The organism is Enterobacter sp. MGH 33, assembly GCF_000534535.1.
In the GTDB taxonomy this organism is placed as follows: Bacteria; Pseudomonadota; Gammaproteobacteria; order Enterobacterales; family Enterobacteriaceae; genus Enterobacter; species Enterobacter hormaechei_C.
The window spans coordinates 2,322,574-2,338,894 of sequence record NZ_KI973212.1; the positions used below are offsets into that span (position 1 = coordinate 2,322,574).

At 55.8% G+C, this 16,321-nt stretch carries 14 protein-coding genes; 4 read left to right on the plus strand and 10 right to left on the minus strand.

Features of this window, described 5'->3' with window-relative positions; translation table 11 throughout:
* Positions 1-56: 56 nt before the first annotated feature.
* The 3 genes from L379_RS12955 to blr all read right to left on the minus strand — a co-directional run bounded on the left by L379_RS12955 (position 57) and on the right by blr (position 1,153).
* Positions 57-497 (minus strand): DUF2569 domain-containing protein, encoded by a 441-nt coding sequence (locus L379_RS12955; RefSeq protein WP_015570663.1) that lies wholly within the window; start codon positions 495-497, stop codon positions 57-59.
* 85 nt (positions 498-582) lie between these two features.
* Positions 583-798, minus strand: coding sequence for a transcription modulator YdgT (ydgT, locus tag L379_RS12950; RefSeq protein WP_000217941.1), 216 nt, complete (start codon positions 796-798; stop codon positions 583-585).
* 229 nt (positions 799-1,027) lie between these two features.
* Positions 1,028-1,153, minus strand: coding sequence for a division septum protein Blr (blr, locus tag L379_RS0124010; RefSeq protein WP_151884424.1), 126 nt, complete (start codon positions 1,151-1,153; stop codon positions 1,028-1,030).
* A 239-nt stretch (positions 1,154-1,392) separates the two neighbouring features.
* Between blr and L379_RS12945 the strand changes: the two genes are divergently transcribed.
* Positions 1,393-2,433 carry an oxidoreductase gene (locus tag L379_RS12945; protein WP_032653355.1) on the plus strand — a complete coding sequence of 347 codons (1,041 nt, stop codon included), beginning with the start codon at positions 1,393-1,395 and terminating at the stop codon, positions 2,431-2,433.
* Positions 2,434-2,489: 56 nt separating this feature from the next.
* Here the strand turns inward: L379_RS12945 and add are convergent, their stop codons facing one another.
* The 3 genes from add to malX all read right to left on the minus strand — a co-directional run bounded on the left by add (position 2,490) and on the right by malX (position 6,399).
* Positions 2,490-3,488 (minus strand): adenosine deaminase, encoded by a 999-nt coding sequence (add, locus tag L379_RS12940; protein ID WP_032653360.1) that lies wholly within the window; start codon positions 3,486-3,488, stop codon positions 2,490-2,492.
* A 96-nt stretch (positions 3,489-3,584) separates the two neighbouring features.
* Positions 3,585-4,757 (minus strand): MalY/PatB family protein, encoded by a 1,173-nt coding sequence (locus tag L379_RS12935; protein ID WP_032653362.1) that lies wholly within the window; start codon positions 4,755-4,757, stop codon positions 3,585-3,587.
* 49 nt (positions 4,758-4,806) lie between these two features.
* On the minus strand, positions 4,807-6,399 hold the full coding sequence (gene malX / locus L379_RS12930) for a maltose/glucose-specific PTS transporter subunit IIBC (RefSeq protein ID WP_023324552.1): 1,593 nt from the start codon (positions 6,397-6,399) through the stop codon (positions 4,807-4,809).
* Between the two features lie 179 nt (positions 6,400-6,578).
* Between malX and L379_RS12925 the strand changes: the two genes are divergently transcribed.
* Positions 6,579-7,607, plus strand: coding sequence for a Mal regulon transcriptional regulator MalI (locus tag L379_RS12925; protein WP_022647925.1), 1,029 nt, complete (start codon positions 6,579-6,581; stop codon positions 7,605-7,607).
* Between the two features lie 101 nt (positions 7,608-7,708).
* Here L379_RS12925 and L379_RS12920 read toward each other — a convergent pair whose 3' ends face one another.
* Together L379_RS12920 and manA are read right to left on the minus strand one after the other, a co-directional pair.
* Complete coding sequence (locus tag L379_RS12920) at positions 7,709-9,235, minus strand: YdgA family protein (protein ID WP_032653365.1); 1,527 nt, start codon at positions 9,233-9,235, stop codon at positions 7,709-7,711.
* 99 nt (positions 9,236-9,334) lie between these two features.
* A complete protein-coding gene (gene manA, locus L379_RS12915; protein WP_032653368.1) occupies positions 9,335-10,510 on the minus strand; it encodes a mannose-6-phosphate isomerase in 1,176 nt (391 codons plus the stop codon).
* 199 nt (positions 10,511-10,709) lie between these two features.
* Between manA and fumA the strand changes: the two genes are divergently transcribed.
* Both fumA and fumC read left to right on the plus strand, forming a co-directional pair.
* The gene (gene fumA, locus L379_RS12910) at positions 10,710-12,356 is read left to right on the plus strand and encodes a class I fumarate hydratase FumA (protein WP_015570656.1); all 1,647 of its coding nucleotides are present in this window, start codon (positions 10,710-10,712) and stop codon (positions 12,354-12,356) included.
* A gap of 182 nt (positions 12,357-12,538) precedes the next feature.
* Entirely contained in the window at positions 12,539-13,933 is a 1,395-nt protein-coding gene (fumC, locus tag L379_RS12905) for a class II fumarate hydratase (RefSeq protein ID WP_017693543.1), read from the plus strand.
* On the opposite strand, the gene tus is transcribed toward fumC, so the two are convergent.
* Positions 13,934-14,863, minus strand: coding sequence for a DNA replication terminus site-binding protein (tus, locus tag L379_RS12900; RefSeq protein WP_023296464.1), 930 nt, complete (start codon positions 14,861-14,863; stop codon positions 13,934-13,936).
* Positions 14,864-14,937: 74 nt separating this feature from the next.
* The gene (gene rstB, locus L379_RS12895) at positions 14,938-16,236 is read right to left on the minus strand and encodes a two-component system sensor histidine kinase RstB (RefSeq protein WP_032653371.1); all 1,299 of its coding nucleotides are present in this window, start codon (positions 16,234-16,236) and stop codon (positions 14,938-14,940) included.
* Positions 16,237-16,321: the final 85 nt, after the last annotated feature.

Sequence of the window (16,321 nt, forward strand, 5' to 3'; positions counted from 1 at the left end):
AGCCGCCTATTATCGGATAAACGACAACAGGCCACAACAGGTTAACTGTAAGGTTATTACGGGTTGACAAAGGTCTTCTTAACGCGCGTCGAACGCTTGAAATAAGGGACCAGAAGCGCCGTCGCCAGTAGCGGAAACAGTAACTGGCGAACCGCCAGCGCGTCAGACACTGGCGAGAAAGCGAATGCTTTGACAGCCAGCAGCACGGAGACCAGCAGCCAGATAATGTAATGTTTTGGCACGCTTTTGCGGCGTTTGAAGAAGGCGATAGTCAGCCACAGCGTGTAGTACCACATCGCGATCGCGAAAACGAACGACACAAACCACGTTGCAATATTGAGCGCACTCTGGGACATCAGTGTCTGGATAGCATGAGGCGTAACCAGTGCGGTGGTGTATAGCAACAGCGCCAGCGAAGCGCTTAATAATGCCACCAGCAGCCATGCCAGCGGGGCGATTAACCAGCCCCCAATTCTCTCTCCAGGCAATGCGGTCATACGCTCTCCCATAGTCTGCGCGAAATGTTATACAGAAATTTGCAGGGCGAAGAGTATATAACATTTCACGCCGAAGGCTACTTTCTTATACAACGTAACGCCATACGGATTTAGGCACTTCCCCCACATTGAACAGACGACCGCCAGAGACCAGTTCGGCGCGACGATGGTCAGCAGCGCGGTACATATTGATGATGTCCTGATTATCCGACAGCGTGTAGTTCAGATGGTCAAACAGTTTTTCCAGGCTTTCAAGGGAATTGATCTTGCGAAATTTTAATAAATAGTCCTGAACTGTCATATTAATAAGTTTCCATATAAAAGGGTAATACCCATAAAGGTAATGCGTTCGAATAATAAACGGATTAATAAAGACGTAAACTGTCCACTCGGGTAACGCGACGAAATTAGGAGTTTTCTTTGCGAAGAATCAGGCATCAGCAGATGCCTGGAAGAGAAGGGTAACCCCGTTCATTACGGCTGGCAATACGTTCCATGACGTAATGTGTCACGCTTTATGACGACACGGCTTACTTTTGTTGTGCGACAGTAACAGGCTCCGGCGGCTGGTAGTTATCGATATGGCTGGCAATGCCGAGCAACACGACTGAAACCCCAAGGACAATCCATCCCGCTAATTCAATGATTCGATTAATTATTGACGACATAATTTGTGTTTGTAATTTATCCATAAATACAGATTACAAATGTTACAGCGCCCTTTTCGCCAGAGCAAGCGCTTTGGGAACGATTCCTCGAACCCATATACACACTTTAATGCGAGGTAACAAAAAACGCTGTCGCGAGATGCTATTTTAACTCACAGGGCACATTATTAATCTGTGCGTTAAGCACAAGGCCAGTGATAAATAAGCGCACAGCGAGGGGGTAAACGATGAGTGAAAACATCCGCGTCGGTCTTATTGGCTACGGGTACGCAAGCAAAACCTTTCATGCTCCGCTGGTTGCCGGCACGCCGGGAATGGAACTGGCGGCTATCACAAGCAGCGATGAGACTAAGGTCCGCGCCGACTGGCCAGCCGTGCCGGTGGTAACGGAGCCTAAGCATCTGTTTAACGATCCTAATATTGACCTTATTGTCATTCCTACTCCTAACGACACTCATTTCCCCCTGGCGAAAGCGGCGCTGGAGGCAGGGAAACATGTTGTTGTCGATAAGCCCTTCACCGTGACGTTGTCACAGGCGCGCGAGCTGGATGCGCTGGCGCGAAGTCTGGGTCGGTTATTATCGGTCTTTCACAATCGGCGCTGGGACAGCGATTTCCTGACGGTTAAAGCGCTGATAAACGAAGGCACGCTCGGCGAAATTGCCTTTTTTGAGTCGCACTTCGATCGTTATCGTCCGCAGGTGCGAGATCGCTGGCGCGAGCAGGCGGGACCGGGTAGCGGCATCTGGTATGACTTAGCGCCGCATCTTCTCGATCAGGCCGTTCATCTGTTTGGTTTGCCCGTGAGCATGACGGTCGAATTAGCGCAGCTCAGGCCGGGGGCGCAGACCACCGACTATTTCCATGCCATTTTGAGTTATCCGCAGCGGCGCATTGTGCTGCACGGGACAATGCTTGCGGCGGCGGAATCGGCCCGCTATATCATCCACGGGGCGCGCGGCAGCTATGTGAAGTTCGGCCTGGATCCGCAGGAAGATCGCCTCAAAAATGGCGAACGCTTACCGCAGGAGGACTGGGGCTACGACATGCGCGACGGGGTGGTGACGCGTGCAGAGGGTGAGGTACTGGTTGAAGAGACGGTATTGACCCTGCCGGGGAACTATCCGGCGTATTACGCCGCCATTCGTGACGCGCTGAACGGTTCAGGTGAAAATCCGGTTCCCGCAAGCCAGGCAATCCAGATTATGGAGCTCATCGAGCTCGGGATCGAATCTGCCAAACATCGCGCAACGCTCTGTCTGGCATAAGTGCCAAACGCTTTCGTAGGCCGGGTAAGCGCAGCGCCACCCGGCAGTAAAGAGGACTACTGAGCAACTTTATCGCGCAGCGCCTGTTTCTCTTCAGGCGTCAGGAAGGCGATCTCCAGCCCGTTGATTTGCGCCTGACGGATCTGCTCGCGGCTCAGCCCGGCCTGTGGTGCGGCGATGTTGTATTCGTGAATAATATCCACGCCCTGAACCGCCGGATCGTCCGTGTTCAGCGAAGCCAGCACCCCGTGTTCGAGGAAGGTTTTCAGCGGGTGTTGCGCCAGCGACGCTACTGTACTGGTCTGAATATTGGAGGTCAGGCAGGATTCGATCCCAATACGTTGTTCGGCGAGGAAATCCATCAGCGCGCGATCTTCAATGGCTTTCACGCCATGACCTATACGTTCCGCACCCAGTTCACGAATGGCCTGCCAGATGCTTTCCGGCCCCGCAGCTTCCCCCGCATGAACGGTAATATGCCATCCTGCATCACGTGCGCGGTTGAAATGAGACAGGAACAGACTGCCCGGGAAGCCCAGCTCGTCACCGGCCAGGTCGATGGCGGTGATCTGGTCGCGATGCGCCAGTAATGCTTCCAGCTCCTGAAGACAGGCCGCTTCACCGAAGGTACGGCTCATAATGCCAATCAAACGCGCCTGAACGTCAAAGGTTTTGCAGCCTTCACGCACGCCTTCAATGACCGCTTCAACCACGCCCGCTACGGGGAGGTTGTGGGTCATCGCCATATAGCCCGGGGAGAAACGCAGTTCAACATAGTGCAGGCCGTTACGCGCAGCATCTTCGATGTTTTCAAAGGCGACACGGCGACAGGCATCGACCGAGGCCAGCATCTTCACGCCCCAGTCGAGCTTGCTCAGAAAACTCACCAGATCCGGTTCGTTCGACGTGACCTGAACATGCGGGATCAGGGTTTCAAGCGTTTCGGCAGGGAGGGTTAAATTGAACTGGCGACTAAGATCGAGAATGGTTTGGGCACGAATGTTTCCGTCGAGGTGGCGGTGAATATCAGTTAAAGGCAGGCGTGTATCAATCATGGTCGCACTCTTTGCTGGTTAAAGTGCGCCATATTATAAAAACAAAACGGGGTAAAAAGCTATTTGCGCAAGGGAATATTCCGTTGCGCAAATGATTTACAGCAGAGTGTTGATGCCGGCGATAAGGCGTTGAACGCCCTGTTCAAGCTTACTACGCGGACAGCCGGCGTTCAGACGCACATAGCCTTTACCTTCATCCCCATAGGTATATCCCGGCATGATGGCCACTTTTTGCTGATCAATCAGCACGTTTTGCAGCGTATTGTCATTAATGCCAAGCGGGCTGAGATCGATCCATGCCAGATAGGTGGCCTCGGGCGGTTGCCAGTTGAGTGTCGGAAATGCAGTATTCAGTTCGTCAGCAATGTAGCGCAGGTTTTCTTCGAGATAGGTCCGCAGCGCGTCCAGCCAGGGTTCTCCCTGTCGGTAGGCAGCAATGTGCGCGGTCAGCGCCAGCACGGAAGGGGAAGAGAGTCCGTCCCGACCTTTTAATGCATTCAGATAGGCGCTACGGCTGGCGTCATCGGCGATAAGCCCCCAGGCACCCGTCAGCGCCGGAATGTTGAAGCTTTTGGAACCCGAGGTCAGCAGCGCCCATTTACCGCGCGCAACCTCATTCCACGGGGTATGACGATGCGTGCCCCATACCATGTCCATATGAATTTCGTCGCTGATCACCGCTACGTCATAACGTTCACACAGGGCCGCCATTGTGGTCAGCTCTTCCCGCGTCCAGACTTTGCCGGTCGGGTTTTGCGGGCTACACAGCAGCAGCACCTTGTTTTCCGGTTTTGACAGCGCTGCTTCCAGCGCGGCCATATTGCCCTCCCAGCCATGCGCTGTTTTCTGCATCGGCACGGAAACAACGGTACGCTGGTTGCCGTCGATGGCTTTATAAAAGGCATCGTAAGCCGGGGTATGGACCACCACGCCGTCGCCAGGCGAGGACCAGAGGCGGATTAGCTCCGAGACCATATAAATGACCGACGGCCCATACACCACGGTTTCGGTATCAATCTGACTGTTAAAGCGTTGCCGGAACCAGTGCGCCACGGCGGCCAGAAATTCGTCATTTTTCCAGCGACTGTAGCCAAACACCCCGTGGTTTATTCGCTGGTGCAGCGCATCGGTAATGCAGGGGGCGGTGGCGAAATCCATATCAGAGATGGTGAAGGGCAGCAGGTCGGCAGCGCCAAAACGGTCAGCGACATAATCCCACTGGGTACACCAGGTGCCGTGTCGATTCACGACGGTAGAAAAATCAAACATGACGGTGCTCCGTAAAGTAAAACCCCCTCATGACGAGGGGGGCGAGGCATCAGGCTTCGACGGTTCGCATCAGGGTTGCCAGCTCATCCTTCACTGACTGTACCTGCGGGCCAATGACGACCTGCAAATTGTGTTGATTTAACTGTACCACGCCGATAGCCCGGTTAGCTTTAAGTGCGTTGGTATCCACTTTGGACATGTCCGCCACCGACAAACGCAGGCGGGTGATGCAGTTATCCAGAGAGGTAATGTTATCCGCACCGCCCAGCGCCGCCAGAATAGCCGGCGTGTTATATCCGGATTTCCCAACGGTACCGGCTACCGCCTGTTCAACGCTGGTGGCCGTATCGGTATCGCGGCCAGGCGTTTTCAGGTTAAAGCGGGTGATGGCGAAGCGGAAGATCCCGTAGTAAACCGCGAACCAGATGGCGGCCACAACCGGCACCAGATACCACTTGGTGGACAGGCCGTGCAGGATACCGAATACCACGAAGTCAATCACGTTACCGTCGGTGTTACCGATGGTCACACCGAGCACAGCCATCACGGTAAAGCCCAGGCCCGTCAGTACGGCGTGGATGAGGTACAGTACCGGCGCTACGAACAGGAACAGGAACTCGATAGGTTCTGTCGTACCGCCCACCACGCAGGCAATAACGCCGGAGATCAGCAGACCTTTAATTTTATGACGATTTTCCGGACGGGCACAGTGGTACATCGCCAGCGCTGCGCCCGGCAGGCCGCCGAGGAAGGCAGGCATTTTACCCTGAGAGAGGAAACGCGTCGCACTTTCAGAGAAGCCGTGAGTGGTCGGGCAGCTCAGCTGGGCCTGGAAGATGGTCAGCGCACCGCTAACGGAATGACCGCAAACGTCCATGGTACCGCCGGCTTCGGTAAAGCGGATCAGGGCAACCAGGATATGCTGTAAACCAAATGGCAGCAGCAGACGTTCACCCGTACCGAAAATCATCGGGCCGAAATCACCCGCGCCATTGATAATGCGGCCGATACCGGTGATCCCCATGGCAAAAATCGGCCAAATCAGAGGGATGATCAGACCAAACAGACCCATCACAACCAGCGTAATGATTGGCACAAAGCGGGTCCCGCCGAAGAAGGCCAGCGCATCGGGCAGGCGGATGTTGTGGAAGCGCTCGTGCAGCATCCAGATAATTACCCCCGCGATCACGGCTCCAAGGATCCCGGTATCGATGGACTGAATACCAATCACGCTCTGAATGTTATTGGCTTTCAGTACCGCCGCGTCGGTCGTGGGCAGGATCCCTTTGGCAGTCAGCCAGAAGTTAACCGCAAGGTTCATGACCGCATAGCCAACGAAGCCCGCAAACGCCGCCACGCCTTTATTTTCGCGCGCCAGACCCAGAGGGATGGCGATACAGAACATTACCGGCAGGAAGCTAAAGGCAAACGATCCGACCTTGCTCATCCAGATGAAGATCGCCTGAAGTACCGGATTTCCGAGGAAAGGGATCAGGGTAATGACGTCATGGCTGCTTAACGAGCTGCCAATCCCCAGCATGATCCCGCAAAAAGAGAGAAGCGCCACGGGCAGCATAAAGGTTTTACCCAGTTGCTGGAAAAACTCCCACAGCGATATTTTTTGTGCTGCTTTCGTCGTCATAAAACGACTCCTTAAATGGTAGAAAGAGATTTAACGACCTCGATGGGGCGAGAAGATAAAACGTTTTATCAAACTTTAGTGCGCGCTAAATCACATTCTCAGGCTTTTACTGGTAGTATAAAGATAACGTATTGATAAAACGTTTTAGCGATCTCATTATCAAGGAGTCACGCCACCACATGGCTGTAGCGAAAAAGATCACCATCAACGATGTCGCGCTCGCGGCGGGGGTTTCCGTCAGCACCGTTTCGCTGGTATTGAGCGGGAAGGGGCGCATCTCTCCTGCAACGGGTCAGCGCGTCAACGAGGCCGTTGAGCAGCTGGGCTTTGTGCGTAATCGCCAGGCGTCGGCGCTGCGCGGTGGGCAAAGCGGGGTGATAGGGCTGATCGTTCGCGACCTCGCGTCGCCGTTTTATGCGGAACTGACCGCCGGGCTTACCGAGGCGCTTGAGGCTCAGGGGCGAATGGTTTTCCTGCTCCACGGTGGGCGCGAACCGGAGCAGCTGCTCTCCAGGCTGGATATGCTGCTGACGCAAGGGGTGGATGGGGTGATCGTGGCCGGCGCGTCCGGCGTGGGCAGTGAATTGTGTGAGCGCGCGGCGCAGAAAGGCGTACCGTTGGTGTTTGCGTCGCGCGCCAGCTATCTCGACGAAGCCGATACCCTTCGGCCGGATAACATGCAGGCCGCGCAAATGCTGACCGAGCATCTTATTCATCGCGGCCATCAGCGCATCGCCTGGCTCGGCGGTAAAAGCTCGTCCCTGACGCGTGCCGAGCGGGTGGGCGGTTACTGCTCCACGCTCATCAAATATGGCCTGCCGTTTCACAGCGAATGGGTGGTGGAGTGTGAATCCAGCCAGAAAAAAGCCGCGGAAGCCATCGGCACGTTGCTCCGCAACAGCCCGACGATCAGCGCGGTGATTTGCTATAACGACGTCATTGCGATGGGGGCGTGGTTCGGTTTGATCCGCGCCGGACGCCAGAGCGGTGAGGGCGGGGTAGAAACGTTCTTCGGCCATCAGGTGGCGCTGGGGGCGTTTGCGGATGTCGGTGAAAATGCGTTAGACGATCTCCCCATCGTCTGGGCGACGACGCCGGCTCGTGAAATGGGGTACACCCTGGCAGACAGGATCATGCAGCGCATTGAAAATACGGACGTGCAGGCCGGGCATCAGATTGTGGCTGCGCGGTTAGTGACCGTGAAGTAAACGCTTTGCTTGCACGGGCCTGCAACGGCTCATGATCGTAGGCCGGGTAAGCGTCAGCGCCACCCGGCAATAAAAAACCCCTCATGCGAGGGGTTTTTCGTTTACTGCTGCGGCACTGCCGGTGGCGCTGCCGGTTCAGCCGGTGCCGGAATGCCCAGCGTCGGCATACCAAACATACCGACAAACTCTTCCAGCGGCATTTTGTCGCCGTTGAGCGTCACCTGGCCATTAGCATATTGCAGGCTGGTGGAAATGGTGTTGTCTTCCACCTTCGTGATGCGGAACATCTGGCCCATCGCCGCCAGGCCTTTCACCTGTTGGTTTGCCAGTTTCCCTGCATCTTCTTCACCATACCCTTCAAGTTTCGCAATCTGCGTCATGAACTCGGTCGCCATATCCATCGGGATGGTCAGCTTGCTGTCGAGCGATTTCACGCTGCGGTCAACTTCCTGCGCCAGGGTCTGCGGTTCGCCGGTCGCAGCGGCCGGATCCTTCAGGAACAGCGACAGGTTGAAGTTGGTTTCGCCTTTGCCGTTTTTCCAGCTCAGTGGCGCAACGGTAATCACCGGCTCGCCCTTCAGCAGGATCGGCAGGTTATTAAACAGCACCGTCATCGCCTGCTGCTGGTACGCCTGCGGGTTCTGTTGCAGGGCGGCATCGGTCAGCAGAGCCTGGCTCTCTTTACTGTATTTCTGACTGAATTCATGCCACGCCTGGCCGTCAATGTTGCCGATTTTCAGAGACAGCTTACCGGTACCCAGATCCTGATTCTGTACTTTCAGGCTTTTCAGGCTGTAATCCAGCTGGGTGTTGATGCTTTTACCGTCTTTGGAGACGTCAGACTTACCGTCCAGATCCATGCCTTCCAGCACCGCCATCTCTTTGCCTTCGATCGCAATGGCGATCTTATCGAGGCTCAGTTTCTGGTCGCCGATACGCTCATCAAAATCGGTCATACGGCTATTGCCGCTGGCTTTAAGGTTGTTGAAGGTAAGCTGAACCTTCTGGTTATATTCATTGACTGAATTCACCAGGCCGCTGGCGGCATCGCCGGTCAGGGAGACATTCTTGCCGTCGCGATCGGCATCAAGCTGGAAATTACCGCCGCTGAAGGCGACTTTGTCAGTGCCTTGTTCGTAATTCAGGGCTTTCAGGTCGATGTCGGAATGCGTATCACCGGCATAGCTGATGCGGGTATTGATCTCAAACGGCGACTCATTTTTCGCCATATCGAAAATCGGCTTCGTCACCTCGTTATTCACCAGTACGGTTCTGGCGGATGCCATGGAGGGGATCAGGTTAAACTTTTTCAACTGCGCCAGCGGGAACGGACCGTGGCTGACCACTTCATCCAGCACCAAGCTCTGGCCCGGTTTCAGCCAGGCGTTCTGATTACCCGCAACCGGCTTCACCACCACCTGCATATGGCTGGTAAACACGCCACGCTGGTAGTTCTGGTAGCTCAGCTCCAGACCTGCTTCAGGCGCGCTGCGCTTAATCTCGCTGTTTGCCTGCGTCATCATCTCTGCCAGACGGCTTTCCAGCTGTTTCCCGGTATACCAGGAAGCACCCGTCCAGATCACGCCTAAAGCAACAATCACTCCTACCGCTACGACCGATTTTTTCATTGCGATTATCCCTAAAATGAAACCAGGCGGTTAAAACCGCCTGGTGTTACAACGCCTGTTACTAGCTTAGCAAGAGTTGTTAAAAAATTCAGTAAGTCCCTAAAGCTTATTAAAAACACGCGCCAGGCGACCGGTACCGCTCACCCGGACAGGCGACTCGTTGGCCGCGACAAAGGCGGATTCACCCGGTTTAAGCACCAGACGCTCGCTATCTTTATGCAATGTCGCTTCGCCTTCTACACAGAACAGGATCGCTGCGCTCTCCTGTGCAATGGCGGTTTCGTCTGCGCTGAGGTCGTGCAGCGAGAAGGCAAAATCGTCAACCGGAATCGGGAAGTCCAGCTCTGCGCCGTTTTTCACCGGCTGCGTAAGCAGCTCCGCAGCAGGTTTCGCCACGAACTTCACGTTGGCAACCAGCTCAGGGATGTCGATGTATTTTGGCGTCAGGCCCGCGCGCAGTACGTTATCGGAGTTAGCCATCACCTCCAGCGCCACGCCGTTCAGGTAGGCGTGCGGGGTTTCAGCGAACAGGAACATCGCTTCGCCCGGGTTGAGCTTCACCACGTTCAGCAGCAGCGGAGAGAAGAGACCGCTGTCGTCCGGATAAAACGTGGAAATTACGCGAATGGTGTCCCATGGCTCACCCTGCTGGCTGTTCAGCGCGGCTTTCAGCACCGCCAGCGCGTGGGATTTTTCCTCGCCCTGCATATTCAGCAGGCTGGCAAACAGCTCGCTCAAGGCTTCTGCGTTCGGGCTTTCCAGGAAATGGGCGATCGCGTTGTGAGCCCCGGCGACCGGTTGCAGCAGGGAGATGATCTCGGAAAACTCGCGGAAGGCATTCATCGCCAGGAAAGGGGTCAGGGCGAAAACCAGTTCCGGCTTGTGGTTAGGATCTTTGTAGTTACGCTCTGCGGCGTCTAACGGAATACCGGCGGCATTTTCTTTGGCAAAGCCCAGCTCAGAGGCTTTTTTGTTCGGGTGAACCTGAATGGAGAGCGGCTGGTCGGCGCACAATACCTTGAACAGAAACGGCAGCTCACCAAAACGATTCGCCACTTTATCGCCGAGCAGTGCGGCTTTGTCGGCGTCGATGACGTCACGCAGGCTGCGAACCTGGCCGCTGGCATCTTCAATTTTTGAGCTGCTCTTCGGATGCGCGCCCATCCACAGCTCTGCCATCGGCAGGTTGTCCGGGTTGGCGATACCGTAGAGATCCGTTAACGCAGTTTTACTTCCCCAGGCGTAGTTTTGCACTGAGTTGATGAGTTTTTGCATTATCAAGCCCTGATTCATATGTGGAATTAACTCCGCGTATTAAAGCAATAAACCGAATGGAAGTAACCTGCGGATGTAAAAAGTCGTACTAGTCTCAGTTTTTGTTAAAAAATTGTGTAGGATAAGCTGACTCGCTTTTAAGCCGGGCAGCGGAACATCTGCCCTGAATAAACAGACCGAAGCAGTAAGTGAGAGAACAATGTCGAATAAACCCTTCCATTATCAGGATCCTTTCCCCCTCAGTCAGGATCAGACCGAGTATTACCTGTTAACCCGCGATTACGTTTCTGTCTCTGAGTTTGAAGGGCAGGAAATCCTCAAAGTTGACCCGCAGGCGCTGACGTTGCTGGCGCAGCAAGCCTTCCATGATGCTTCCTTTATGCTCCGTCCGGCGCATCAGCAGCAGGTTGCTGATATCCTGAGCGACCCGGAAGCCAGTGAGAACGATAAGTACGTTGCTCTGCAATTCCTGCGTAACTCTGATATCGCGGCGAAAGGCATTCTGCCGACCTGCCAGGACACCGGCACGGCGATTATCACCGGTAAAAAAGGCCAGCGCGTCTGGACCGGCGGCGGTGACGAAGCGGCGCTGGCGCGCGGCGTTTACAATACCTACACCGAAGACAACCTGCGCTATTCGCAAAACGCGGCGCTGGATATGTACAAAGAGGTGAACACCGGCACCAACCTGCCTGCGCAGATTGACCTCTACAGCGTCGACGGTGACGAGTACAAATTCCTCTGCATCGCCAAAGGCGGCGGTTCAGCCAACAAAACCTATCTTTACCAGGAAACCAAAGCGCTGCTTACCCCGGGCAAGCTGAAGAATTATCTGGTCGAGAAGATGCGCACCCTCGGCACCGCGGCCTGCCCGCCGTACCATATCGCGTTTGTGATTGGCGGTACGTCTGCCGAAAGCACCCTGAAAACCGTTAAGCTGGCATCAACCAAATACTACGATGGCCTGCCAACGGAAGGTAACGAACATGGTCAGGCGTTCCGGGACGTGCAGCTTGAGCAGGAACTGCTGGCCGAAGCGCAGAATCTGGGCCTGGGCGCGCAGTTTGGCGGCAAATACTTCGCGCATGACATTCGCGTAATCCGCCTGCCGCGCCACGGTGCTTCCTGTCCGGTGGGCATGGGCGTCTCATGCTCGGCGGATCGCAACATCAAGGCGAAGATCAACCGCGACGGCATCTGGATCGAGAAGCTGGAGAACAACCCGGGCAAATATATTCCTGAAGAACTGCGTAAAGCGGGCGAGGGGGAAGCGGTTCGCGTGGACCTGAATCGTCCGATGAAAGAGATCCTCGCGCAGCTTTCGCAGTATCCGGTTTCAACGCGCCTTTCCCTGAACGGGACGATTATCGTGGGCCGCGACATCGCCCATGCGAAGCTGAAAGAGCGCCTGGACAACGGCGAAGGGCTGCCGCAGTACATTAAAGATCACCCGATCTACTACGCAGGCCCGGCAAAAACGCCTGACGGGTATGCTTCCGGCTCGTTAGGCCCAACCACAGCGGGCCGTATGGACTCCTACGTCGACCAGTTGCAGGCCAACGGCGGCAGCATGATCATGCTGGCGAAAGGCAACCGCAGCCAGCAGGTGACGGACGCGTGCCACAAGCACGGCGGCTTCTACCTCGGCAGCATAGGCGGCCCGGCAGCGGTGCTGGCGCAGGGCAGTATCAAGAGCCTGGAGTGCGTGGAGTACCCGGAACTGGGTATGGAAGCGATCTGGAAAATTGAAGTGGAAGACTTCCCGGCGTTCATCCTCGTGGATGACAAAGGTAACGACTTCTTCAAACAGATCCAGTCTTCCCAGTGTTCGGCGTGTGTGAAGTAAGTCTGTAAATTGCCGGGTGGCGCTGACGCTTACCCGGCCTGCATTCTCGTAGGTCGGGTAAGGCGCAGCCACCACCCGACATCAAAAAGAGCGCACAAAGCGCCATAACGTTTCTCAGAAGTCATCAATACTTATCTCTTAAGCATGTGAGCAATCCCATCTTTGTTATCAAGGAGTAAGTAATGACAATGCATCGCCGCGAGAAAGACTCCATGGGCGCCATCGACGTCCCGGCCGACAAGCTATGGGGCGCACAAACCCAGCGTTCGCTGGAGCATTTCCGCATTTCGACAGAGAAAATGCCCGTCTCGCTAATCCAGGCGCTGGCGTTGACCAAACGCGCTGCCGCCAAAGTCAATCAGGATCTGGGCCTGCTGGATGCCGATAAAGCCACCGCCATCATCAATGCCGCCGACGAAGTGCTGGCGGGCAAACATCCCGACGAATTCCCCCTTGCCATCTGGCAGACCGGCTCAGGCACCCAGAGCAACATGAACATGAACGAGGTGCTGGCGAACCGCGCAAGCGAGCTTCTTGGCGGCGTGCGCGGCATGGAGCGCAAGGTCCACCCGAACGATGACGTGAACAAAAGCCAGAGTTCCAACGACGTGTTCCCGACGGCCATGCACGTGGCGGCCGTCATCGCAATCCGCGAGCAGCTTATCCCGCAGCTCAACGTGCTTAAATCTACGCTTAACGAGAAAGCGCAGGCCTTCCGCGACATCGTTAAAATTGGTCGTACGCACCTTCAGGACGCCACGCCGCTGACGCTTGGTCAGGAGATCTCCGGCTGGGTGGCAATGCTGGAGCACAATCTTAAGCATATCGACAACAGCCTGCCGCATCTGGCGGAGCTGGCGCTCGGCGGGACGGCGGTGGGCACTGGCTTAAACACCCATCCCGAGTACGCGGTGCGCGTGGCCGAAGAGCTGGCGAAGATCACCGGGCAGCCGTTTGTTACCGCTCCGAATAAATTCGAAGCGCTGGCGACCTGTGATGCGCTGGTGCATACCCATGGCGCGCTGAAAGGGCTTGCGGCCTCGCTGATGAAAATTGCCAACGACGTGCGCTGGCTGGCCTCCGGCCCGCGCTGCGGCATCGGCGAAATCAGCATTCCGGAAAACGAGCCGGGCAGCTCCATTATGCCGGGTAAAGTGAACCCGACCCAGTGCGAAGCCATGACCATGCTGTGCTGTCAGGTGATGGGTAATGACGTGGCGGTTAACATGGGCGGCGCGTCGGGTAACTTCGAGCTTAACGTCTATCGTCCGATGGTGATCCACAACGTACTGCAATCGATTCGTCTGCTGGCCGATGGCATGGAGAGCTTTAACGAGCACTGCGCGGTGGGCATTGAGCCTAATCGCGAGCGAATCAGCCAGCTGCTGAATGAGTCTCTGATGCTGGTAACGGCGCTGAACACCCATATTGGTTATGACAAAGCGGCCGAAATCGCTAAAAAAGCGCACAAAGAGGGGCTTACCCTGAAAGCCTCTGCGCTGGCGCTGGGCTACCTGACGGACGCCGAGTTTGATGCCTGGGTCCGCCCGGAAGCGATGGTGGGCAGCCTCAGATAATCACTGCGCCACATACAGGTGCAGCCGCGGAATAATCAGCTGTAGCGGCTGCGCCTGGGGTTTATAGCGATGCTGAACGTTTTCAGCATCGTAATTCAGCAGTTCCCCGATATCCGGCACCACCGCACCCTGATCGGCATCGTAGAGCGCAATCAGCGGCGTCGGGCAGGCGTATTGCACCTGCTTTTGTTGTCCGGCGTACCAGACGCGGGCGATAGGCTGTACCTTCACCGGACGCTTTATTTTAAGACGGGTATCAGCTGGCAGGGAGGCAATGCTGTGGTACTCCTGCTCCAGCCGTTCAATCCACTGTTCCCGCGACCACGGGGCGACCGTTCGCGGCGATTTCAGGCTTTTCTCCAGCTGAGCCAGGATCTCATCGCGCGTGAAATTTTTAATGATGTGCTTGTTGGCCCAGCCGAAGCGCAGCGTGGCGGGGTGGCGCAGTACCGTCAGCGTGCGGTAAGCATTCAGGGTGATCAGCCCCGGAAGCTGGCGATGCACCCATTCAAAACGGGCAGCCGGCGCCAGCCCGGACTCAACGGTTACAATCTTCTCAAAGGCGGCTTTCAGCGTATTGATATGCGTAATCTGCGCCTCAATTCCTTCACGCGTTGCGGCATCCGTTTGCAGGCAGATGACGCCGGGCAGGCGAACGGCGGCCTTACTGCTGCGATTTTCGGACTGCTGCTGGATGAAAAGGCGACGAAAGTGCTGCAACGTCATTTCCAGCGCCGCCTTGCCAATATGCTGCGTCACCTCAATGGTGTTCAGCGGGTCGTGCTCCGCGCCTTTCGCCACCTCGGGCAGGGAAAAGACGCGGGCGGCCAGCAGGCGGCAGTCCTGAAGTTGCCCCGTGAGGGTCAGTAACGCCTGCTCTATTTCCCGAAATGTGGTGTTAAGCCTTTCGATGAGATCGTAAGTTGCCATGGCAGCCCTTAATTAGTTACAACATACTATTGATATAGCATAACACGCCGGGTCAGGCCAGCGTGCGGTTTAGGTCAGGCAGGTACGGGAAGGGGAAGATTGTGATAGATCGGCCAGCTAAAGACGAACCGGGCTCCACCCAGCTCGCTCGCTTCGCAGCGAACCGAACCGCCCATCGCCTGGGCAATAGAACGGACAATAGCCAGCCCCAGACCACAGCCGCCGGTAGCCCGATCGCGGCTGGGATCGAGGCGCACAAACGGCTCAAAAACTTTTTCACGCTCCGCCGGCTCAATGCCGGGGCCATCGTCTTCCACACACAGAATCGCCTGGCTTCCCTGCAAATCTAAACCTATGCGCAGCGTCGTTTCGCTGTAGCGCATGGCGTTGTTCATCAGATTATCCAGCACGCGTTCCATCAGGCGCATGTCCAGTGCGCCGTACGCGCCGGGGGTAATGGCTGTCAGCAGTTTTCGCTGAGGGTTAACGCTCTGCACATCGTTAATATGCGTCTGTAGCCAGACGGGGAGATCCGGTGAACTGAGGTGCAACTCCGTCTGAGGCCGATCGAGGCGGGCATAGGTCAGCAGCTCTTCAATCAGCGCTTCAAGCTGGCCAATATCCCGATTGAGCGCCTGCGATTCCGCCCCGGTGAGGTTCTCGCTCATCTCCAGGCGATAACGCAGGCGTACCAGCGGAGTGCGCAGTTCATGCGCAATGCCGTCGATCAGCTGCTTCTTGCTGGCAATCAGGGCGTTGATGTTATCGGCCATCTGGTTGAAGGCAATACCGAGCCGGTCAAAACTGGAACCGCTGTCGAAATGTATGCGTTCAGTTAAATGACCCTCTCCAAAACGCTGTGCGGCGGATTCCAGTTTCAGCATGTCCTGCCAGTGCGGTCGCATCCAGATGAACACAGGTAAAGCGAGCGAAATGGCAATAAAGCCCAGCAGAGCGAGATCCAGCAGGCGCATCTGGTGCAGGTAATAGAGATAGGGCACTGGCCCGACGGCCAGAACATAATGGCTGCGCGGAATACGCTGAATGAAGGTATATTTCTCGTCCAGTGCGACGATGTCTCCGTCGCGCAGACGCTGCATCGCAGGCGGCGCTAAGTCAAAATCCTTCATGGGTTCGATACGCAAATCAAACGACAGATTCAGATCCAGCTCTTTTAACGTGTGCGCCCAGTCATGAGGAGGAATTTCTCGCAGCTCGCTACGCATCAGATAGAGCGAGCTTTTCATCAGATCGTCCAGGGATTGCCTGCCCGCGCGCTCTGCGGTGAATTTGTAGACCAGCCCGACCAGCATGGTCATCACCAGAAAGCAGACAAACAGCAGGAGATAAAACTGCACAAACAGCTTTTTCATTGGATAGCACCGCTAAATCAATCAATTAAGAACCCGGCTTTACTTCGTCAGCCCTGCGTGGACATCCATATCACCACAGGAACGA